The organism is Paenibacillus xerothermodurans, assembly GCF_002220865.2.
In the GTDB taxonomy this organism is placed as follows: Bacteria; Bacillota; Bacilli; order Paenibacillales; family NBRC-103111; genus Paenibacillus_S; species Paenibacillus_S xerothermodurans.
The window spans coordinates 322,581-344,885 of record NZ_NHRJ02000001.1 but is presented as its reverse complement, the minus strand read 5'-3'; the positions used below and the strand labels follow the sequence as shown (position 1 = coordinate 344,885).

Sequence of the window (22,305 nt, the reverse complement as noted above, 5' to 3'; positions counted from 1 at the left end):
GGGTCATGTGAAATGTGCTACGCAGAACGGCGAGAGGCCATTTATGGACCGCTTCGGCGGGAAGGAGTATTTACTTGGGATTGCATGTATGGTGAAGAGTACGCGCTGGCAGGTCTTCATCGCATGGATCGGGAGCTGCACCATCGAATGCTGCAAGCGGCGGAAGGGTTGACGGGCATTTACGCTCGCACTGTGAGAATTTTGAGGGACGCTGATGAAGCTCTGCTGGCGGAGCTGGGGCTGCCGAGGGAGTCATTCGGTGCTGTCCGCGTCGGGTTCGACTCACTGCTGCCGACGGTAATAGGGCGGTTTGATTTTTCAGTCCGCGGCGGCGAGATAAAAATGCTTGAGTTCAACAGCGACACGCCCACAGGTATCGTCGAAGCGTTCCACGTTAACGGCCGTGTATGTGACGCCTATAACGTCGATGACCCGAACAGTGGGTGCACGGATATGATCGGAGCAGCATTCTCTAAAGCCATCAACACTTACCGCCAAGCAGGCTACTCCGTGGAGTCCGTCCATTTCAGCGCACTGGATTGGCATGAGGAGGATGCGGGCACCACCCGGTATTTGCTGCAGCATTCAGGGGTGTCGGGCGCGGTATTCACCCCGCTGTCACAGCTGCGAGTGCATGGGGAGCGTTTATGGGCGATGAATGAAGCGGAATCGCTGCGGCCGGTAGAGCTGCTGTATCGGCTGCATGCTTTAGAGAAATTGGCCGAGGACCATGATGACGACGGTTATCCGACAGGCGAGCATGTGCTTCGCCTTGTGTCGGAACACAAGCTGGCCCTGATTAATCCGCCGTCGGGATTTCTGGCCCAGACCAAAGCGCTGCAGGCACTCATCTGGAATCTGCATGAGACTGGGCAATTTTACTCGGAAGAGGAGCATGGTATCATCGAGAGGCATATGCTGCCTACGTATTTGGAAAACCGCTTCAGTGCCGGCGCCAACAGCTCCGCCTACGTAGTGAAGCCGATTTTTGGGCGGGAAGGAAGCGGGGTCACCATTTATAATGCGGATGGAACGACGCTGGACCAGAGCAGCGAGCATGAGTACATAGAGCAGCCAATGATCTATCAGCGGTACACAGAGCTTCCTGCCGTTGAGGTGGAAACTTTGAAGGGACCGGTGAACGGACGCCTGCTATGGGGCTGCTTTGTCATCGGCGGCAGGCCGTCCGCCGTCATCCCGCGGGTGGGCGGGCATATCACAAGCAATCTATCTTACTATTTGCCAGTGGGATTCGCCTAGGTAATGCCATAAGTTCAAGCAAAAGACACGCTTGGGTCACCGAGCAAAAAGAGGGAGGAAGACGGAGTGTCGCAGTGGAGCTCGATTGTCAATTTTTTGATTTATGTGGGGGTGACGGTACCGCTGCTCGGCGTCGGTATTTTATTTTTCATCTTCACCACGCCGTACAGCGAATTTAAGTTAATCCGCGACGGTAGTGCCGAGGACCCGGTTAAAGTCAGGGCGGCCCGTGCCGCAGCTTATGATTTGGGCGGAAAAATATTTGGGCAGGTGCTGGTGCTGGCCTCGGCTGTGTTTCATTCGTTAGGACTTATCGATTTGCTTATTTGGGGGCTTCTCGGTATTGCTTTTCAGATTCTCGTGTTTTATCTGTTCGAACTGCTCACCCCTTTCAAGGTGTTGGATGAAATTCCAAAAGGAAATGTCGCCGTCGGTTTCTTCTCATTCTGCTTAAGTGTGGTTTCCGGCATTTTGATGGCATCGTTGATCAGCTACTAACTTCCGCCGTCAATGTCTCTTACTTACTTCGATTAACCAACAACAAACGACCGCCATGCAGCGGTCGTTTGTCTTTTTTTATTTAGCTTTAAAATGCACCACCGCACTGTACAACATCCTGTTGTGCACCGGGTGAAATGTCACATGATGACTGATCGAATGTACATCCAATAGCAGTGCTTTATTATTTTCGATCTGGTCGTCGATCTGCTTTTCCAGCGCTGTCAAGTCGTAGGCCTCAAAAAATTCAATTTTTGTTTCGATTTTGTCTAACATAAATCCCATAATGATCCGCTCCTCGTGGTTAATCGGTTTGTCGTTACCAATATTCAAGTATAACAAATTTTGCAAAGGGAATGTTCGTTCGACTTGGTTCATATTAAAAGTTACCACCTCCTCCTGAATGCCTCCCGATGTGTGCAACATTTTCCATCATGAAAGCGTTATATGCGATGATTGGCCATTCTGGTCGTAGAGAAAGGAGTCGCCAGCTATGAAGAAAGCAGGGATTACGTGCATCACTACGGTACTGTTGTTCGGTTCCACCACTCCGGTTGCAGCTGTGACACCGGGAGCTGTCAGCTCGTTGCCAGCGGCAAGTATGTCAGTTCCATCAAAAGCACCCGCTGCTAGCGAGGAGGCACCACCACCGGCAGATACGAGAATCAGCCGTGAGCAAGCGATAGAACTGGCAAAACAATATGTTACGGTTCCGGGAGACTATGCTTTGCAGGGAGTCAATTATCACACAGATAAATATGGCTCGCGCGGCAGCAGAGGATCTTGGCACTTATCCTTCACCAAACAGGATGATAAGCGGCATTATGGCAACATCAGCGTGTCGGTGGATTCCGATTCCGGGCAGCTGCTCTCCCACTATATACACGAAAACGATCCCGGCAAAAAACCTGTTTTTCCGCCGAAAGTGGACCAGGCACAAGCGAAGCAGATCGCCTGGGATTACATTGCCAAGCTGAATCCTGACAAAAAAGAACATCTAACATATTACAAGGAAGCCGGTCATCACAACCGCAAGCCTCTCGCGGGCAACGCGCAATATACATTTCGTTTTGCAAGAACCGCTAACAATATTGTGTTTCCGCAAAATTCAATTCATGTTACCGTGGATGGGGAAGGTAAGATTAACTCCTATAATGTGGATTGGAACTCGGCTATCAGCTTCGTGCCGCCCGACAAGCCAATTAGTACGGAACAAGCGGCCGAACAGTTCAAAAAGCTCGCCGAAGTACGTTTGCAGTACTTGCTGCCGCCGGCTGGTTCAGGCACATCTGAACCCCTTCTCTCTTACCAGATGGATGCCTTTATGTTGGATGCCCACACCGGTGCAGCCTTGCTCCCCTCGGGTATACCTAAAGAGTCGGTGCCGGCCATGACCCTGGTCAGTGAACGGCCGTTAACGGAGGTGCCGAAGGAGCCGCTGAAGCTGACCAAGGAGCAGGCTGCTGATCTGGTGAAACAAAAGCTCCCGCTTCCAGCGGACGCCAAGCTTGAGAATGCGTCGTATCAGGAAAATATTGATCCGCGTACCGGTACCGCATCCAGCCAATGGGAACTAAGTTGGTCAACCGCTGCCGGGGCTGCCAATAACCACCCTAACATTCACGCTTCAGTCGACAGCAACAGCGGAGCGGTGCTGCGTTATACCAGGCAGGATTATCGCCCTTTACGATCGAGCGAAGGCACCGAGCCGGGCAAGGAGATGCTAAGCCGTGATCAGTTGAAGGACAAAGCGACAGAGTATGTTAAAAATCTGCTTCCCACTTATGCTCACGAACTGTGGCTGCAGCCTGAGGCGGACTCCGCTTCGATGCCTGTGATGCAGCAAATGACTAATATCGGCTTTAATTTCAGGCGTATCGTTAACGGGGTATACACTGAATATGAGTCGGCCAACATCAATTTGGACAGAAAAACCGGCGATATTGTGGAGTATCACAGTAATGTGACGCCTACCAGGTATCCTTCGGCACGGCCGCAGACGATCACCGCTGAGCAGGCTAAGGAGACATTGTTGTCGCTGTATGATATCGAACTGCAGTATATTACAGTTCACAAAGGCAGCTTAAATTATAAAGGTATGGCGATGGCCCTGCCGGTTGAAAAATATAACACGATGGTAGCTGCAGGAGAGATAAAGCACGATGCTCAGGCCGAGAAGCCGGAGACGAAGCTGGCTTACAATCTGAAGCCCAAGGCCCAGTTGTTTGAGCCGATTTACCTGGATGCGGTAACAGGCCAATGGAAGCACAGGGACACCAATGCAGTAGTGCAGCCTGTGACGGCAGAACCAACGGACATTCAGGGGCATTGGGCTGAAGAGGCCTTGAGGTTGATGCTGGATTATCAAGCTTTGGACGTGATCGACGGCAAGGTGCAGCCGGATGGTTTGATCACGCGCGGCGAAATGATCAAAATGCTGCTCACGGCGCTGAATGGCGGCTACTATCCCGTTGGCGCAGGACTGTATGCCGAGCGGACAGCAAGCTTCGCCGACGTAGCTAAAAACTCCAAGTACTTTGCGTATATAGAAAATGCGATTGACCGCAAGCTGATCGACCGCTCTTCCGACACATTCTATCCGGAGGGCACGCTGAGTCGGGCTGAAATCGCAGATTTGATCGTACGCGGCCTGGGTTACCGCCAGCTGTCGCAGGTGGAAGGCTTATTCACCTTAAAGGCTACCGACGTGGATGGCATTCCCACCAAAGGCTCAATCGCTATAGTTAACGCACTCTCCATCATGTCGCTCGAGGGCGGCAAATTCTCTCCGAACGTACAGGTAACCCGGGCACAAGCGGCCACCATCTTCTATAAATTTCTACAAGTGCGATCCGAACTACAAGAACCGGCTGCTCATCCTGTTTATTAGCACAACAATTTTTGCTTTATTACGATATGCATAAATAGCGTCTCGACAGCTCTTCTTGGAGTCCCTACAGGGGGACTCTTTTGATGTTCTCGCACCAAAGTGGTTGATATACATAAAATCATGTGCTATTTTAAAATAAGTAAGTGAAATTAGGGAAGGGGAATACATAGATGAGTAATGTCAATTCCACAGTCAACGAGGTGGCACCTGAAGTGGCAGGTCACCGCAAATCGGAATACCCGGTTAACCCTCAGTTCTTGAACCGCTGGTCTTCGCGCGCTCTGTCCGATCGCAAAGTAACGGAACAGGATTTGTTCACGGTGCTGGAAGCGGGGCACTGGGCTCCTTCGTCCTACAATGATCAACCGTGGCGGTTTATTTACGCACACACGGAAGAACAACTGACAGTGTTTCATCAGTTTATCAACGAATTCAACAACACTTGGGCGGCCAACGCGCCTGTTCTAATTTTGCTGGCTTCGGACAAGCGTAGACCGAACGGAGATCTGAATGGAGCACATTCCTTTGACGCCGGTACCGCTTGGGGGTCTATCGCGCTTCAGGCCAACTTGCTTGGATTAACCACTCGGGCTATGGGCGGATTCGATCACGACAAAGCACGACGGCTGTTAAACGTGCCGGATTCTTTTGAGCTGCATGTAGTAATTGCGCTTGGTTACCCAGGCGATAAAGATCAGCTTCCGCCAAATCTTCGGGACATGGACGTGCCGACCAGCCGTCGTCCGTTGAAAGAAGTTATATTCAAAGGAACGATGAAGCCGTAAACCGGCTTCTTTTTTTGCCCGCTAGCTTAAATTAAGAAAATCTGCATTTAATACAGCCTGCCAGTGCTGGTGTCACATAACAAAAACCGTGTCTATCAATGGCGTGCGGTAAGCTGTATAAATAAATTCGGGGCCCGTCTCACGACGAGCCCCTTCATGGGAGAGGAGAAACCGGATGAAGAGCTTATGGGGAACGTAAGTCTTCTCCACGGTTGTCTACGACATTTTCGGATGTCGATAATACAAGGATGGACATTTTTTTCCTAAAGTATACATAGCACATATAAAATTTTGTGCAACGGTTTCCGTTTATGGTACGATAGGGTGACTATCCAGTAGAAGGTGGAGCGCATGAGAGTAATTTCAGGCACAGCCAAGGGAAGGCCGTTAAAAGCCGTACCGGGCACAGGGACGCGTCCTACGACCGATAAGGTGAAGGAGGCGATTTTTAGCATGATCGGGCCGTATTTCGATGGAGGCCAGGTGCTTGATTTATTCGCCGGCACCGGCGGGCTCAGCATCGAAGCGCTGAGCAGAGGCATGGACCGGGCGGTGCTAACGGATGTGGATAAAAAAAGCGTCGAAACGATAAGGCACAACCTGCAGGTAACCGGTTTCACTGAGCAAGCGGAAATTTACCGCAATGACGCGGCAAGAGCCATCAGGGCACTGAGCAAACGGCAGGTCCGTTTCGATATGGTGTTTCTGGATCCGCCATACCGTTTGAAAGTATTGCAGGACTTAATGCTGCAGCTGGATGAGGCTGACATGCTGACGAACACGGCAATTGTTGTGCTTGAGCATGATGCGGAAGATGTTTACAGCCAGCCCATAGGCCGGCTGCGATGGACGAGGCGTGCTGAGTATGGGGATACTGCAGTCACAATTTACAAGTACGAATGATGATATCGAGGGAAAAGGCAGGGGGAGCCAAGCGACATGGAAACGGTTCATTTCGGCATCAAAACAGCAGTTTACCCGGGAAGTTTCGATCCGGTGACGAACGGGCATCTGGATATCATTCATCGGGCATCAAAAGTTTTTGACAAGTTGATCGTGGCGGTTTTAAACAATACCAGCAAAAATCCTCTTTTCACCGTAGATGAACGGACAGCGCTTCTGCGGCAGGTTACCCGGGATTTGCCTAATGTCGAAATTGACAGCTTCCGTGATCTTCTGATCAATTATATGAAGCAAAAAAACGCGCACCTGATTGTGCGCGGCCTGCGGGCGGTATCCGATTTTGAGTATGAACTGCAGATGGCTTCGACGAACCGCACATTGGACGGAAACATTGAAACTTTTTTCATGGCGTCGACGCCTAAATATTCATTTTTGAGTTCAAGCATAGTTAAGGAAATTGCCCGCTTTCATGGTCCGGTCGGGGACTTGGTTCCGGCTGAAGTGGAGCAGGCGATTCGCGCCAAATTCAGAGGCTAAAGCTCGCTGCTGTGACCACGGTTGTTGTCACGGAAAAAGAAAGCGATAAACACGGACAGTGTGAGCATCAACAGTAAAATACCGCTGAACCACAGCATTAACGGGCTTAGCAGCGGCCATAAATTCTCATTTTGCCACGTCCAGTTGGCAGAAGCTTGCGCGGATACGGTCAGCCACGCGGGGGTGTCTACTTGTGCTATCCAGTCGTAAAGCCGGTTCCAGCATAAGAGGGTTGCTACTGAAGCAATGATGGACAACAGTAGACGTGACCGGAGAAAAGCGGAATAGCGAATATCGGTGTTAAGAGTAAAGCTTTGTACCTGCGCATGCGTCGCCAGCCCGCCCCAAGCAAACACGGCACTCAACAGAGCGTACTGCCAGGCGTGGGAGAATACGTTGTTCTGGCTGACCGCGTAAGCACCCAAATGCACTTCAAGCAGCCCTGGCGTAATGGCGGCAAGCTGCTCTTGAGTCTGAGCTGCAGCGCCGAGTCCAAACACGGCCAGAACCTGAGCGGCAGAAGACAGAAATCCACTTAATGTCACAACATGGATGACAACGGAAAATATCATAATGAGTCCCCCCACGGCCATCAACTGCTGCACCGAATGGCTTACGGAGTCGCCCAAGAGCTTGCCGAACGTTCGCCCGTCAGCGGCTTGGGCCGCGCGGAGAGCAGCAGCGCTTTTGACGAACAATCCGTCCCGCGGGACGGCGTGCGCCGCTGCGCGCCGATTAAGTACAACCTGTCGCTCGGCGATTCGGCGCACATATGTGAAGCGTTCGATGAAAGCGACCAAAAGTGCGGACGCATAATGTATTACCGCCAGTGCAAGCCCGCTCTTTGCGTCATGCAGAAAGCCGACTCCGACGATGGTAATGAGAAAAACTGGACTTAGCAGATGGCTTAAGGCCAGCAGTCTTTCGGCTTCATCTCTCGTGACCAGCTTGTCTCGCCGTAATTGTCCTACAGCGATAGCGCCGCTCGGGGCGCCCGCGGTCAAACCTAGAGCTAAAATCCAACCGCCTACGCCGGGTAGACGGAACAGCATTCGCAGCAGCGGCTCCAATAGCGCTCCCAGGCCATGGAGCACGCCCATGCCGCGCAAAATTTCCGTCAGGATGAGAAACGGCAGCAGGGCGGGAAACACCAGCTTCCACCAGATCGACAATCCCTGCAGCGACGATTGGAATGCTTCATCGGGGAATAGAATGATATAAATTACCAGCAGTAGAGCCAAACCGCCCAGAATCAGGGTGGTTAGACGCGGGGAGGAGACCGTTTTCAAGCTCAACATGACAACCAACTCCGGATAACAGGATGGTACATGTTTACGCATGGTTTGAATGGTTTAGACCAAGCAGGCCAATCCTACGGTTAGCTCCTCACTGCTATGATGTAACAGGCTCTCGCGGTGAACGGGGGATATATTCAACATGGGAAACTACAGAGAAGTCAGACAAGCATCTCGGGTTGTCGTTTCCGTCTTTATTGCAATCGCGCTTGTTTACGCGGTATATTTTTTGCCGCTGCCTTTGTATATCTTTTCAGCCGGCACAGCGGAAACCATTCAACCAATGGTGCAAACGCACCAGACCGGCGCGCAGGAAAGGGGCACATTCATGCTCACCACGGTCAGGGTCAGCAGTGCATCGGTGTTCAGCTACTTGCTCTCCTTGGTGCAGCCGTATGACGAGCTCAGAAGTAAAGGCGAATTGCTTCGCGACAATGAATCTGAACAGGAATATACACAGCGGCAGGAAGTGAGCATGCTTACTTCACAGTCAAGTGCTATTGAGGCTGCGTATCATAAACTAGGTATACCGTATCACATACGAAATGACGGGGTAGTGGTGATGCAGTTGTTTAGGGATTTTCCGGCGTATGAAGTGCTTCGACCAGGCGACTCCATCGTGCAAGTGGACGACACGCCCGTGCGGCGGACCGAAGAACTGCTTGAGCTTTTGAAAGAGCGGCAGGCCGGGGACGCCGTGAAGATCGATTACAAAAGGGGAGATGAGATGCACTCCGCTGAGATAAAGCTGGCCGTACTTCCGACAGCGGACGGCACTACAGGTGAGCAACAACGTGCACCGCGCGCGGGCCTTGGTATTGTGTCCGTGAATGTCCAAAGCATCCAAGCGGACGATCCCAAGCATCAGGTGACCATCACGGCTGGAGAAATAGGCGGCCCATCGGCGGGACTGATGTTCGCATTAGAGATAGTGAATCGGTTGACTCCGGAGGACATTACCAAAGGCTATAAGATTGCCGGGACGGGCACCATTGACGCGCAAGGTGAAGTAGGCGTTATCGGAGGCATTCAGCATAAAATAATCGCTGCGGACAAAGCCGGGGCGGAAATATTTTTTGCACCGAAGGATTACACCGCCCCGAACGGTCAGATCATACCGAACTTCTCTGCGGCGGAGGAACGGGCGAAGGACATTCAGTCTCGAATGAAGGTCGTTCCGGTAGGTACCATTGACGATGCTCTGCAGTATTTGAGTGTGCTGCCGCCGAAGGCAGCGGCGAACGGTTAAACACGGTGTGCACCTGCTACAGCCGGATCGGCGGCTCGTAGTAGTCGCGGAATAATTCTCGCTCAGAAGCGGCTTCGAATCCCAGTGCGTAAACGGAAGTTGCTTGGATATCCATCTGCAATAACGGACACGTGCCGGTCATAGAGGTGACTTTCGTGACAATCGGGACTTTGGCGGCTGTTTTCATGCGCTTCAACAGCGCACGGCCTTTATCGCTAAACCCGAGTACTCGGAGGTATGGCACACCTTCGGCCAACACCGCCGGGCGCAGTTGTTCCTTGGTGTGGTTCAATAATATCCTGAGCAGCATGCGTTGCAGCTTCGTCCGTGTGTATCGCTTCGTCTTAAGCAGATCAATAAGATCATTTATCACATGCTCACCGCCCAGACTGAGGCCGGACACCGCCTGCTTAATCCGATGCTCCAGACCTTCGCTCACTTCATGGAAGGCTGCCAGCTCGGCAGAACCGTGATGCAGCAGTTGGAGGAGCAGAGGCTTCGTATAGCGATCCCAACTGATCGGGGAACGGCCGGCAGCTTGCTCCCGCGCAAGAATTGCCATTGTTGCTTCCGGCACATAGGGAGCGATCTCGGCCAGCGCCCCCTGCTCGAACATGATGCGCCGCACAGCGGTAGCGCTGGCGATTGCGTTATCCGTAATGTCGACCTGATTGTAGCCTGCTTTTTGACGCGCCACAGACACCGGTTGAATAGGGCTGCGCAGTCTCCGCAAGGCGATTAAATAATGTAAGCCAAGGGTGTTATTCGGCTGTGCCAGCTCAGCCGGGTCGGTTCCCTTCACATATCTCGCCACTGCACTACCATACGCAGCCGGATACGGCACGCCGGCTTTCAGCTGCTGTTGAAGAAGCGACTGAAACGCCTCCGTTTCTTGATGCATGGCGTCGGCTACGGCTTGCAACCAGCCGATGTCACCAATTTCGCTGCCGAAGCACAGCGTGTCTACAACGCCTGTCGCGGCGAGGGCCGATACGGCGCCAAAAGCGAACCACTCCGCCGGCTGAGCGGAATAAGCGACCGGCAGCTCGATGACCAGGTCGACGCCCATACGAAGAGCCATTTCGGCACGCGCCCATTTGCCCGCGACCGCCGGTTCGCCTCTCTGCAGGAAATGTCCGCTCATTACTGCAATAGCGGCATCGGCTTCACAGCTTTTTTTCGATTGTTGGAAATGATAATAATGGCCGTTATGCAGCGGATTGTACTCGACGATCAGGCCCACGGTTTTCATAAGCCGCTCCTTTTTACTTGTTTGGTGAAGACGCGGTGCGCCCCAGCTCAGGTCTTATTAATAAACTCAATATAGCATGTTCTGAAATTGTTGACAAAATAGAATAAATATCGCTATAATAATCTTTGTCTGTTTGGAGTGATGCTCATGTTAATTCAGTTAAAAGAGTTGGCGAAAAAAGGTGAAACGGTACATATTGATGAGACCATCGATTTGACCGATGTGTTACAGCACCGCAGCGATGTATTGAGCTTCGGACCGCTGCACGTCCACCTCCACGCACGGTACATGACGGAAGATGATGTTGCTGAAGTAGGCGGACAATTAGTAGTTGACGTTGAGCAGCCCTGTGCGAGGTGTCTAACTCCGGTAAAACAAACGCTGGAGATTCCTTTTGACGAAACGTTTGCCTTAGTCGCAGATGAATCGGAGCCCGAGGACGAGGAGGACGAAACACACTTCGTCACGGATGAGAAAATAGACTTGAAGCCCTTTGTGGTAGAAAATGTTCTACTCGCCTTGCCTTTTGTACCGCTGTGTGATGAAGCTTGCCAAGGCTTGTGCCCGACATGTGGCGCAAACCGAAACCAGCAGGCTTGTGACTGCAAGCATGAGAAGATTGATCCGAGGCTTGCAGGACTGGCGGATTTCTTTAAGGAATAGTATGTTACTCAGAGCAACCATTGTGAACTAGTTGAAGGAGGTGGGAATATGGCAGTACCTCAAAGAAGAACATCCAAGACTCGTCGCGATAAGCGCCGTACTCACTTTAAATTAGAAGTGCCAGGCATGGTAAAGTGTGACAATTGTGGTGAATTGAAAATGGCTCACCGCGTTTGCAAAGTGTGCGGTTCGTATAAGAAAAGAGAAATCATCAAGCAATAATTCTTGCGAACAGGACAATGATAGTACTTCATCCCCGGGGGTGAGGTACTATTTTTTTACTTCCCTTTTCCAAAGCAATCCATTATACTATCTCTTATTACTTGGTCTTAAGATATACTTACATAATCATGGCGGACCATACCAGAATTAGAACACACAGATCACAGATAAGGCGGTGTGTGACATCGAACGCCTTCCCAAACGTCAACGGCAACAGCAGTTGGCGCGCGCTATCGAGGACAACCCTTTTATTACAGACGATGAGCTGATGCGCATTTTTCAAGTGAGCATCCAAACGATACGATTGGATAGGCTTGAGCTTGGCATTCCGGAATTGCGGGAACGCATTAAGCTGATGGCGGAGCAATCTTATGATCAGGTACGTTCGCTGCCCCTGCATGAGGTGATCGGTGACGTGATTGATTTGCAGCTGGATAAAAGCGGAATTTCTATGTTCGAGATTACAGATGAGCATGTGTTCTCAAGAACGAAGATCGCCCGCGGGCACCACGTGTTTTCCCAGGCTAACTCCTTGGCGGTAGCTATCATTAACGACCCTATCGCTCTGACGGCAGCAGCGGACATCCGCTTTGTGAGGCAGGTACATCTAGGTGAAAAATGTGTCGCCAAAGCCTATGTGCGTTCCATCTCCAAGGGCAAAGCCAAGGTGGAGGTTTTCACGTACGTGGGGGAGGAAGTGGTGTTCCAAGGGAATTTCATTATTTATCATTCACCTAAGAACCGTTCAGAGGGAGGAGAGCCTGATGCGGATAGCGGTTGATGCGATGGGCGGCGACAATGCCCCCGATGTCACGGTATCCGGTGCGCTGGCAGCTGCCAGGGAGTGGAATGACACCACCGTCATTTTGGTCGGAGACGCTGAACGACTCGAGACATTGATTGGCAAACACGGTGCGCGGCCGAGCAATTTGGAGATACGGCATGCGGCAGAGACCATAGCAGCCGATGACGAGCCTGTAAAGGCTGTACGCCGTAAAAAGGACGCATCCATGGTGGTGGCCGGACGAATGGTTGCGGAGCGCGAAGCAGATGCGATGATATCCGCAGGCAACACTGGCGCGCTTATGACCACCGGACTGTTGGTAGTTGGACGGATCCGCGGCATAGATCGCCCGGCACTCGCGGCAATGATCCCAACGGTCGACGGTGTTGGGGTACTGGGCCTCGACCTTGGAGCGAATATGGATGCTTCACCGGAGCAGCTGCGGCAGTATGCAATCATGGGCAGTATCTACAGAAATAAAGTGCACGGAGTGAGCGAGCCCCGGGTCGGTTTGCTCAATGTCGGTACCGAAGCGATGAAAGGGAATGAATTAACTAAAGCCGCGTTTCCGCTTTTGGAACAGGCCCCTGTTCATTTTGTCGGCAATGTGGAATCGCGGGATGTGTTGAACGCACCATGCCACGTACTCGTGTGCGACGGGTTTGCAGGCAATGTGATGCTGAAATCGATCGAGGGCACAGCTGCGGTCGTTTTCTCCGTGCTAAAGCGCGAGTTTATGAGAAGTGTCGCGACAAAATTGGCCGCTCTGGTTTTGAAGCCTGGGCTAGTGCGATTTCGCAAAAACATGGACTACTCCGAGCATGGAGCAGCACCGCTGCTGGGCGTTAACGGACTGCTGCTGAAAAGCCACGGGTCATCGGATGCGAATGCGATCAAAAACGCGGTGCGGCAGGCTCGGATCGCGGTGCAGAACGACGTGGTTCAAAGTATTTCCACGGAAATCAGTAATGGAAGTGAGTTGTAACCTATGAGCTTAGTGCCGGTAGGCATCATTGGAACTGGAAAATATGTTCCTGATCGGATCTTAACCAATCAGGATTTGGAACAGATGGTTGACACCAACGACGAATGGATCGTCACCCGCACGGGGATGCGTGAACGGCGTCTGGCGAGCCCTGAACAAGCCTCCTCGGACCTGGCGTACGAAGCGGCCGTCAAAGCTGTGCAAGCGGCAGGGATCAGCGCCGAGCAGCTGGATTTGATCGTGGTTGCTACGGTGACCCCGGATATGTCGTTTCCATCTACCGCTTGCCTGTTGCAGGCCAAGCTGGGGGCGAGCAAAGCGGCGGCATTTGATCTTTCTGCGGCGTGCTCGGGATTCATATACGGGCTCGCCAACGCCTCCAATTTTATCGCTACGGGTGTGTACAAGTATGCGTTGGTCATCGGCGCCGAGTGCTTATCGAAAATAACGGATTACACCGATCGCAACACATGCATTCTGTTCGGGGACGGTGCGGGCGCGGTGGTGCTAGGACAGGTGCCGGAAGGACGGGGCTTCAAGTCATTCGAGCTCGGCGCCGACGGCTCCGGCGGGAATCTGTTAAAGGTCTCCGCCGGAGGCTCCCGCCGTCCGGCATCTGCGCAAACTTTGGACAATAAAGAGCATTTCATTTACATGGCGGGCAGCGAGGTGTTCAAGTTCGCCGTTCGCATTATGGGAAATGCAGCTGAAGCAGCCCTCAGTAAGGCCGGCATGACTAAGACTGACATCGATCTGCTGGTGCCGCACCAGGCGAATATACGCATCATACAAGCGGCGCTGAATCGGTTGGATCTCAGCGAAGAGAAGTGCATGATTAACCTGCACAAATACGGCAACGTTTCGGCCGCGTCAATTCCGATTGCGCTGGCTGAAGCGGTGGAAGAGGGCAGAGTGCAAGAAAGCGACCGGCTCGTACTCGTTGGCTTTGGCGGCGGCTTGACCTGGGGAGCCTCCGTCATCGTTTGGTAATCCGGATTTGAAAGGGAGTTGGCAGGTATGGGAAAAATAGCTTTCGTATTCCCTGGCCAGGGGGCGCAAGCCGTAGGTATGGGACGCGATGCTTATGACACCAGCGACGCGGCGAAACAAATATTTAACCGCGCGGACGCTGCGTTGGGCTTCTCGTTATCTTCGATTATCTTCGAAGGGCCGGAAGCGGAATTAAAAATGACGTATCATACACAGCCTGCACTTTTAACCACTAGCATAGCTTACTTGGAGTTATTCAAAGAGAAGGGAATCCGTCCTGATTATGTCGCAGGTCATAGTCTCGGTGAGTACAGCGCTCTAGTTACCGCCGGAGTGCTCAGCTTCGAGGACGCAGTGAAGACGGTACGGCTGCGCGGCGAGTTTATGGAACAAGCGGTACCCAGCGGACAAGGATCGATGGCCGCAGTACTGGGCGCTGAAAGAGATGCATTGAAACAGCTGTGCGAGCGGATTAGCCGTGAAACAGGCGTGGTCGACCTCGCTAATCTGAACTGTCCGGGCCAGATTGTCGTCTCAGGCAGCAAGGCCGGGGTTCAGGCGCTGGTAGAACAGGGGAAAAGCATTGGAGCGAAACGGGTGCTGCCGCTCGAGGTTAGCGGTCCTTTTCACTCGTCGTTGATGAAGCCTGCTTCCGAGCGTTTACACGAGGCGCTTTCTGGTGTTCCCATGCAGTCTGCAGCCGTACCGGTGGTAGCCAACGTCACCGCGCGCCCCGTTGCCGAGCCTTCCGACATCAGATCACTATTGGTGGATCAAGTGCACTCTTCCGTGCTCTGGGAAGACAGCGTAACATGGTTGATCGGGCAAGGCGTCGATACGTTTGTTGAGATCGGCTCCGGCAGCGTGCTGACGGGTCTGATCAAGAAAATAGACCGCACGGTGAAGGTGTGCACCATCAACAGCGTTGAAGCCGCAGACACATTTGGACTGGAATCCGCTGTTTAACCAAAATTACCTTGGGAGATAGAAGGAGGGTATGGCATGCTATCTGGAAAAACTGCACTTGTCACCGGTGGATCCCGCGGCATCGGCCGTGCAATTGCGTTAGCACTGGCTGAGGCAGGAGCGGACGTGGCTGTCAATTATTCCGGCAGCCAAGCGGCGGCAGCCGAGGTGGCTGAACTCATCCAAGCGATGGGGCGCAAAGCCATTCAGGTGCAAGCGGACATTAGTTCCGCTCAGGATGTCGACGACATGTTCAAGCTTGTGCTGGAAACATACGGCCGTCTGGATATTTTGGTCAATAACGCCGGCATCACTAAAGACAATCTGATAATGCGGATGAAGGAAGAGGAATTCGACCAGGTTATCGCCACGAATTTAAAAGGAGTGTTCAACTGCATCAAAGCGGCAACACGTCCCATGATGAAGCAGCGTTATGGCCGCATCATCAACATTTCATCGGTCGTCGGCGTTTTAGGCAATCCCGGACAAATCAACTATGTTGCCGCTAAGGCCGGTGTGATCGGGATGACGAAAGCGTCCGCCAAGGAATTGAGCTCTCGCGGTATAACCGTCAATGCGGTTGCGCCAGGGTTTATCGAGACGGATATGACCAATCAGCTGTCTGAGGACACCCGCACGCAGCTGCTGCAGCAAATTCCACTCGCGCGACTGGGCCAACCGGATGATATCGCCAAAGCCGTCCGATTCCTCGCGTCGGATGATGCAGCGTACATGACCGGGCAAACCATCCATGTGGATGGCGGCATGTACATGTGAGCCGCAGTGAGGACTTCGCCTTTTTTAACGATTATTTGCACAGCTGGTTTTTTTCATAGGGGCGAGGGCTTTCACTGGTAATTTGTCCACAAGTCCAGTATAATACCAAAGAGGAGGTGAACCGGATGTCCGATGTTTTGGATCGTGTAAAACGTATCGTCATCGATCGTCTTGGTGTTGATGAGGCTGAAGTAACCCTCGAAGCATCTTTTAAGGATGATTTAGGCGCTGATTCTCTAGATGTAGTAGAATTGGTCATGGAATTAGAAGATGAGTTTGATATGGAAATCTCTGACGAAGACGCAGAGAAAATCACTACTGTAGGTCAAGTAGTTGAGTACATAAAAAAATCTCATACGTAAGTGACATAAGTCCCGTTGTCTCCATTGACGGGACTTATCTCCATTCAAGATTCGTTGAACGTTTTTATATACAAGCCGCTTACATAACGTCGTTATTTTAGATAGAGGTGAGTTTCAGTGAAGCAAAGAGTCGTTATTACAGGTATGGGCGTCATGACCGCCTTAGGGCATGATCTGGAAACATTCTGGGGCAACCTGATGGCGGGGAAATCCGGAGTTGGCATGATAGAATTGTTCGACGTGTCGGACTATCCGACACGTATTGCCGCTGAGGTGAAAAACTTTGACCCTGCACAGTATTTCGATAAGAAGGAAGCTCGCCGAATGGATCGTTTCGTGCAGTTTGCTGTAGCTGCGAGCCTGGCAGCTCTCAAGGACGCGGGGCTCGACGTACAGCAGGATACCGATCCTGAGCGGGTTGGCGTGTATGTAGGCTCAGGCATCGGTGGTCTGTCAACATGGGAAGAGCAGCACAAAATCCTGCTCGAGAAGGGGCCGAAACGTGTCAGCCCGTTTTTCATTCCGATGATGATTGCCAACATGGCATCAGGCCAAATCTCTATGATGACCGGCGCCAAAGGACCGAATAGCACCGCGGTCACAGCATGTGCGACAGGTACGCATTCCATCGGAGATTCATATAAAATGATCCAGCGTGGTGACGCGGATGTCATGATCTGCGGTGGAGCGGAAGCGACCATTACTCCGACAGGCGTAGCCGGCTTCTGCGCGCTGCGCGCTATGTCCACACGCAACGATGAGCCGGAGAAAGCAAGCAGACCGTTTGATATTGACCGTGACGGGTTCGTCATGGGCGAGGGCTCGGGGATACTGATCCTGGAATCGCTTGAGCACGCACAGAAGCGAGGTGCGCGTATTTACGGTGAAGTGATTGGCTACGGAATGAGTGGTGATGCGCACCACATGACCGATCCGGATCCCGATGGCGCTGCACGCTGCATGGTGAAAGCCATCAAAGATGCCGGTATCCCTGTAGAAGAAATTGATTACATCAACGCCCATGGTACTTCCACACCGGTAGGCGACCGCTCTGAAACGGCTGCCATCAAGAAGGCTCTCGGCGACCATGCATACAAAGTCGCGATAAGTTCAACGAAATCGATGACCGGGCATTTGCTCGGCGCTGCAGGTGGGGTGGAAGCGTTAATCTGCGGTTTGGCGCTGACAACCGGGTATATCCCGCCCACAATTAACATTGAAAATCAGGATCCTGAGTGCGATCTCGATTATGTGCCAAATACTCCAAGACAGGCAGACTTACGTGTTGTGATGTCCAACTCCTTCGGCTTTGGCGGGCACAACGCTACGATCATTTTGCAAAAATACGAAGAATAATTCATCTTTGGGGATTAATACTAAGTAACCGGAGGTGTGAAGTCGGGGGGGGGTTATAGCATGCATCGAAACCTGAAAAAACTGCAGGCGGCGCTGGATATACAGTTCGGCAAGCCTGAGCTGTTGAGGCAAGCATTCACGCATTCTTCTTATGTCAACGAACATAGAATCGGCAATCACAAGGACAATGAACGGCTTGAGTTTTTGGGTGATGCGGTGCTGGAGCTAACCGTGTCCGAGTATTTATATGACACTTACCCCGACCGCTCGGAAGGTGAATTAACGAAGCTCAGAGCGTCGATCGTATGCGAGCCGTCACTGGTGAATTTCGCTGAGGAGTTGGAATTCGGCAGCTATGTTTTGCTCGGAAAAGGTGAAGAACTGACAGGCGGACGCATGCGGCCTGCACTCCTTGCTGATGTCTTTGAATCGTTCATTGGAGCTTTATATTTGGATCAAGGGCTCGAAGTGGTGAAAGTATTTCTTCGAAAGCATCTTTTTCCGAACCTGCCGCACCAAGGCAAGCTGCTGACGGTCGATTTCAAGACCCAACTGCAAGAGTACACTCAGCAGCATACGATGGGGAATTTGGAGTATAAAATCGTCGACGAGCGTGGGCCGGCCCACGAACGTGAGTTTGTGGCGCAGGTTTGGGTGAATGATACACTCTTGGGCCAAGGCAGCGGCCGCTCGAAGAAGGAAGCGGAGCAGCACGCGGCGGCAAGGGCGCTGGAAGCTTTGAACGTTGATATACGGTAGCTGGTCAACAACAGCACAGATGCATCGGAGCGGCTTGACAGCTGACTACGGTGCATTTTTTTGTGCAGTTGGTGCGAACCGGGGCAGGTTCAACGGCCAGGCCATGTATGGTACAATAGCGGCAGAGGTGAGACAATGTTTTTGAAGCGTATTGAGCTGGCTGGTTTTAAATCATTTGCCGACAAAACGGAGCTGGAATTTGTCCAAGGCATCACGGCTGTAGTTGGGCCTAACGGAAGTGGTAAGAGTAATATTTCCGATGGGATCCGCTGGGTACTGGGTGAACAAAGCGCCCGGAGCTTACGTGGCGGCAAAATGGAAGATATTATATTCGCCGGCAGCGATGCACGCAAAGCGGTCAATTACGGAGAGGTTTCACTCACGCTCGACAACTCGGATCAGTCGCTCTCTCTCGACTATAACGAGGTCACGGTAACGCGCCGCGTTCACCGCAGCGGTGACAGCGAATACCTTATTAATAAGCAGCCATGCAGATTGCGGGATATTACGGAGCTGTTCATGGATACAGGTATTGGAAAAGAAGCTTATTCGATTATTGGGCAAGGACGCATCGAGGAAATTTTAAGCACAAAATCGGAAGACCGCCGCGGCATTTTCGAAGAGGCGTCGGGCATTGTCAAATATAAATCGCGCAAACGCGAAACAGAAAAAAAGCTGGACGAAACAGAACAAAATTTACTCCGTATACACGATTTGGTGACGGAACTGGAAGACCAGATTGAGCCGTTGCGCGTGCAGTCTGAAAAAGCGATCCGTTTTAAAGAACTGAAAGCACAGCTGAAAAGCAATGAGATCGCCATGTACGTATACCAGATTGAACAAATATATGCTTCCTGGTCGCAGACGAACGCCAAGCTTGAGACATTGAAGCAGGAGCAACTTGAACTGGCCACTGTTGTTGGGCAGCACGATGCACACTTGGAGAAGCATCGGTGGCAAACTCGTCAGCTCGAAGAAGAGATAGAACAGCTTCAGGCGCATTTACTGCAGCTGAGTGAGGATTTTGAGAAGTGCGAGGGCCAGGGAGAGGTATTAAAGGAGCGCAAGAAAAACTATTCATCGAATCAAGCTCAGCTGCAGCAGGCGGTTGCACAGCAGGAACAACGAATAGTCGAGAAGCAAGCGGATCTAACGCTGTTTCGAGACAAGATCGCGGCGATTTCTGAGGAATTGATTATATTTCAGGCAAAGCTGAAAGCCGAAGAGGACAGGCTGCTCGGTGTGGCTGGCGGTATCGGCAGCGGTGAAGAAGACAGGCTGAAGGGTGAATTGCTGGAGACACTGAATGAAATGGCGAACGCCCGTAACGAAATCCGTTATGCGGAGCAGCAGCTTGAAGCGCTCGGCCGTCGTTCAGAACGCCTGACGGAAGAGAGCCGCAAATGGAAGGATCAGCAGGAAAGTATAGCGGTCCGCAAGATTCAGCTGGAGCAGCGTTTATCCGAGGTGGTCCAGAAGATCGATGCAGTACGCAATCAATATATGACACTCAGCCAAGGGCTGAAGTCGAAACAACTGCTGTCTGAGGAGACGCAATCGACTGTGCGCAAATGGGAACAGAAGCTGAATACCTTAGTTTCCCGACGTGACACAATGCATGAGATGGCTAATGATTACGACGGCTTTATGCATGGGGTTAAAGAAGTGCTGAAAGCCAAGGACCGTCGGGACCTGCGCGGGATTCACGGTGCAGTGGCAGAGCTGGTAAAGGTGCCGGCACACATGGAAACCGCTGTAGAAACCGCGTTGGGCGGCGCGCTGCAGCATGTGGTTGTCGATAACGAAGTGAACGGGCGGGAAGCAATTGGATTTTTAAAAAAGAGACAGCTGGGCCGTGCGACGTTTTTGCCGCTTGATGTTATACGCAGCCGATCCATACCGGAGATGGAGAAGCGATCGATCGAAGGGCTGGATGGTTTTGTAGGCATCGGTGTCGATTTGGTTCAATTTGACGATACGTATCGTAACATCATAGGCAGCCTGCTGGGGAACGTGATCATCGCCAGCCAACTGGAGGTGGCGAATCGCATCGCAGCTAAAGTTCAATACCGGTACCGGATTGTGACCTTGGATGGTGATGTTGTCAATCCGGGCGGCTCCATGACAGGAGGCAGCCAGCACAGGAAAACGACAAGCCTACTGAGCCGGCAACGGCAGATTGAAGAACTGGATAAGGAAATCAGCGAGTCGGAGAAGCAGCTGCAGCACTTGCGCAGTAAGGCGGAACAGGTGGGCAAGGACATCATGCTGGACGCAGGCAAACTGGAAGAGCTGCGTGAAGCAGGTCAAACACTGCGTATTGAAGAACAGCAAATCCGGGCGGGCCTACAGCCGCTGCAGCAAGAGAGCAAGCAAGTTGCCGAGCAGCTGGCGTTGTATGGTCAGGACAGCGACACGCTGGGCACGGAGCGGAGCGAGCTGGAAAGCAGGCGTGCGGCTGCGCTGGAGAAATTGCAACGTCTGCAGGAAGAAGAGGCTGTCGTTCAGCAGGCTATCCGGGAGGCGGAGCTCTCCCGTAAAGCGGGCGAACAGGCTAAGGAGGAGCTGCAGACGCAGCTCACCGACCTGAAAATCAAGGTCGCTGCGCATTCTCAGGAAAAGCAGTCGCTGTTGGATCAGGAACGCCGCTTAAAGAGCGAGCTGGCGGACATGCAGAATGAGCTTGATTTAAACCACAGCTTAGTGGAGCAGCTGGAACAGGATATGTCGAATCACGAGCAGGAGTCGGTACGGCAAATCGAACAGCTGAACGACCTAAAGCTGAAGAAGCAGAAGTGTTCCGAACAGCTGGATATGAAACGAGCTTCGCGCACCGAATGGCAGCAAAAGCTCGAGCACGAGCAGAACAAGACGCGTGAAGAGCGAAACCACCTGCGTCAGGTGGAAGAGCAGCTGCACCAAGCGGAAGTACGGGTAGCTCGTTTAGATGTCGAGCTTGAGAATTTGTTAAAGAAGCTTGCAGACGAATATGAGCTGAGCTACGAGCTGGCCAAGGAGCGCTATCCTGTGCCGGACGATGTATTGGGCGCACAAAATGCCGTGCGCGAGATCAAGCGGGAAATTGCGATCCTGGGTGAGGTGAACCTCGGCGCGATAGAGGAATTTCAGCGCGTCAATGAACGGTTTGAGTTTTTAAGCGAGCAGAAGAATGATTTGGTCGAAGCCAAGACGACGCTGTATCAAGTGATCCGCGAGATGGATGAGGAAATGGCCAAGCGTTTCCGCGTCACATTTGATTCGATTCGATCGCACTTTGTGGTGGTGTTCGCGAAACTATTCGGCGGAGGACGTGCCGATTTAATCTTATCTGAGCCGGACAGCCTGCTGGATACGGGTATTGAAATCGTGGCGCAGCCGCCGGGCAAAAAGCTGCAGAACTTACAGCTGCTCTCGGGCGGCGAGCGAGCGCTCACTGCCATTGCTCTGCTTTTCTCTATTATCCGCGTGAAGCCGGTGCCGTTCTGTGTCTTGGACGAGGTGGAAGCAGCGTTGGATGAAGCGAACGTGACCCGGTTTGCGGAATATCTGCGCGAGTTTTCCCAACAGACTCAATTTATCGTTGTCACTCACCGCAAGGGGACGATGGAGGAAGCGGATGTCCTGTATGGCGTTACAATGGAAGAGGGCGGCGTATCGAAGCTGGTATCCGTCCGGTTGGAGGAAGACGAGGCGTTCATCGCCAGCTAACTCTCCTGCATGAAAGAGAGAGGCGGCTGTTAATACCGATGGATTCCTTCTCGGAGCGTTGTGC

At 52.3% G+C, this 22,305-nt stretch carries 21 protein-coding genes; 18 read left to right on the top strand and 3 right to left on the bottom strand.

The window, feature by feature from the left end; all coding sequences use genetic code 11:
- The first annotated feature begins 12 nt into the window (after positions 1-12).
- Positions 13-1,260 (top strand): glutathionylspermidine synthase family protein, encoded by a 1,248-nt coding sequence (locus CBW46_RS01585; protein ID WP_089198640.1) that lies wholly within the window; start codon positions 13-15, stop codon positions 1,258-1,260.
- Positions 1,261-1,326: 66 nt separating this feature from the next.
- Positions 1,327-1,758 (top strand): DUF350 domain-containing protein, encoded by a 432-nt coding sequence (locus tag CBW46_RS01580; RefSeq protein WP_089198274.1) that lies wholly within the window; start codon positions 1,327-1,329, stop codon positions 1,756-1,758.
- A 78-nt stretch (positions 1,759-1,836) separates the two neighbouring features.
- Here CBW46_RS01580 and CBW46_RS01575 read toward each other — a convergent pair whose 3' ends face one another.
- Positions 1,837-2,136 (bottom strand): YrzA family protein, encoded by a 300-nt coding sequence (locus CBW46_RS01575; RefSeq protein ID WP_424445724.1) that lies wholly within the window; start codon positions 2,134-2,136, stop codon positions 1,837-1,839.
- Between the two features lie 115 nt (positions 2,137-2,251).
- Here CBW46_RS01575 and CBW46_RS01570 point away from each other — a divergent pair, with 115 nt between their 5' ends.
- The 4 genes from CBW46_RS01570 to coaD all read left to right on the top strand — a co-directional run bounded on the left by CBW46_RS01570 (position 2,252) and on the right by coaD (position 6,873).
- A complete protein-coding gene (locus CBW46_RS01570; protein ID WP_089198273.1) occupies positions 2,252-4,648 on the top strand; it encodes an S-layer homology domain-containing protein in 2,397 nt (798 codons plus the stop codon).
- Positions 4,649-4,818: 170 nt separating this feature from the next.
- The gene (locus CBW46_RS01565; protein WP_089198272.1) at positions 4,819-5,433 is read left to right on the top strand and encodes a nitroreductase family protein; all 615 of its coding nucleotides are present in this window, start codon (positions 4,819-4,821) and stop codon (positions 5,431-5,433) included.
- Positions 5,434-5,784: 351 nt separating this feature from the next.
- Positions 5,785-6,336 (top strand): 16S rRNA (guanine(966)-N(2))-methyltransferase RsmD, encoded by a 552-nt coding sequence (rsmD, locus tag CBW46_RS01560; RefSeq protein ID WP_089198271.1) that lies wholly within the window; start codon positions 5,785-5,787, stop codon positions 6,334-6,336.
- Positions 6,337-6,372: 36 nt separating this feature from the next.
- The gene (gene coaD, locus CBW46_RS01555) at positions 6,373-6,873 is read left to right on the top strand and encodes a pantetheine-phosphate adenylyltransferase (RefSeq protein ID WP_089198270.1); all 501 of its coding nucleotides are present in this window, start codon (positions 6,373-6,375) and stop codon (positions 6,871-6,873) included.
- Here coaD and CBW46_RS01550 read toward each other — a convergent pair.
- On the bottom strand, positions 6,870-8,171 hold the full coding sequence (locus CBW46_RS01550) for a nucleoside recognition domain-containing protein (protein WP_089198269.1): 1,302 nt from the start codon (positions 8,169-8,171) through the stop codon (positions 6,870-6,872). The genes coaD and CBW46_RS01550 overlap by 4 nt on opposite strands.
- Positions 8,172-8,310: 139 nt before the next feature.
- Between CBW46_RS01550 and CBW46_RS01545 the strand changes: the two genes are divergently transcribed.
- A complete protein-coding gene (locus tag CBW46_RS01545) occupies positions 8,311-9,417 on the top strand; it encodes a SepM family pheromone-processing serine protease (protein WP_089198268.1) in 1,107 nt (368 codons plus the stop codon).
- A 16-nt stretch (positions 9,418-9,433) separates the two neighbouring features.
- On the opposite strand, the gene CBW46_RS01540 is transcribed toward CBW46_RS01545, so the two are convergent.
- On the bottom strand, positions 9,434-10,669 hold the full coding sequence (locus CBW46_RS01540; RefSeq protein ID WP_089198267.1) for a nucleotidyltransferase: 1,236 nt from the start codon (positions 10,667-10,669) through the stop codon (positions 9,434-9,436).
- Positions 10,670-10,816: 147 nt separating this feature from the next.
- Here CBW46_RS01540 and CBW46_RS01535 point away from each other — a divergent pair, with 147 nt between their 5' ends.
- The 11 genes from CBW46_RS01535 to smc all read left to right on the top strand — a co-directional run bounded on the left by CBW46_RS01535 (position 10,817) and on the right by smc (position 22,241).
- Positions 10,817-11,332 carry a YceD family protein gene (locus CBW46_RS01535; RefSeq protein WP_089198266.1) on the top strand — a complete coding sequence of 172 codons (516 nt, stop codon included), beginning with the start codon at positions 10,817-10,819 and terminating at the stop codon, positions 11,330-11,332.
- 48 nt (positions 11,333-11,380) lie between these two features.
- Positions 11,381-11,554, top strand: a complete 174-nt coding sequence (gene rpmF / locus CBW46_RS01530) for a 50S ribosomal protein L32 (protein WP_089198265.1) — start codon at positions 11,381-11,383, stop codon at positions 11,552-11,554.
- Between the two features lie 184 nt (positions 11,555-11,738).
- A complete protein-coding gene (fapR, locus tag CBW46_RS01525; RefSeq protein WP_424445854.1) occupies positions 11,739-12,335 on the top strand; it encodes a transcription factor FapR in 597 nt (198 codons plus the stop codon).
- Entirely contained in the window at positions 12,319-13,323 is a 1,005-nt protein-coding gene (gene plsX / locus CBW46_RS01520) for a phosphate acyltransferase PlsX (protein ID WP_089198263.1), read from the top strand. Before fapR ends, plsX begins: the two co-directional genes overlap by 17 nt.
- A gap of 3 nt (positions 13,324-13,326) precedes the next feature.
- Positions 13,327-14,313, top strand: coding sequence for a beta-ketoacyl-ACP synthase III (locus tag CBW46_RS01515; RefSeq protein WP_089198262.1), 987 nt, complete (start codon positions 13,327-13,329; stop codon positions 14,311-14,313).
- A 27-nt stretch (positions 14,314-14,340) separates the two neighbouring features.
- Positions 14,341-15,279 carry an ACP S-malonyltransferase gene (gene fabD / locus CBW46_RS01510; protein WP_089198261.1) on the top strand — a complete coding sequence of 313 codons (939 nt, stop codon included), beginning with the start codon at positions 14,341-14,343 and terminating at the stop codon, positions 15,277-15,279.
- Between the two features lie 36 nt (positions 15,280-15,315).
- Positions 15,316-16,056, top strand: coding sequence for a 3-oxoacyl-[acyl-carrier-protein] reductase (fabG, locus tag CBW46_RS01505; RefSeq protein ID WP_089198260.1), 741 nt, complete (start codon positions 15,316-15,318; stop codon positions 16,054-16,056).
- 125 nt (positions 16,057-16,181) lie between these two features.
- Positions 16,182-16,418, top strand: coding sequence for an acyl carrier protein (acpP, locus tag CBW46_RS01500; RefSeq protein WP_089198259.1), 237 nt, complete (start codon positions 16,182-16,184; stop codon positions 16,416-16,418).
- 117 nt (positions 16,419-16,535) lie between these two features.
- Positions 16,536-17,774, top strand: coding sequence for a beta-ketoacyl-ACP synthase II (fabF, locus tag CBW46_RS01495; protein WP_089198258.1), 1,239 nt, complete (start codon positions 16,536-16,538; stop codon positions 17,772-17,774).
- A gap of 60 nt (positions 17,775-17,834) precedes the next feature.
- Positions 17,835-18,533, top strand: coding sequence for a ribonuclease III (gene rnc, locus CBW46_RS01490; protein ID WP_089198257.1), 699 nt, complete (start codon positions 17,835-17,837; stop codon positions 18,531-18,533).
- A gap of 135 nt (positions 18,534-18,668) precedes the next feature.
- Positions 18,669-22,241, top strand: coding sequence for a chromosome segregation protein SMC (gene smc / locus CBW46_RS01485; RefSeq protein WP_089198256.1), 3,573 nt, complete (start codon positions 18,669-18,671; stop codon positions 22,239-22,241).
- Positions 22,242-22,305: the final 64 nt, after the last annotated feature.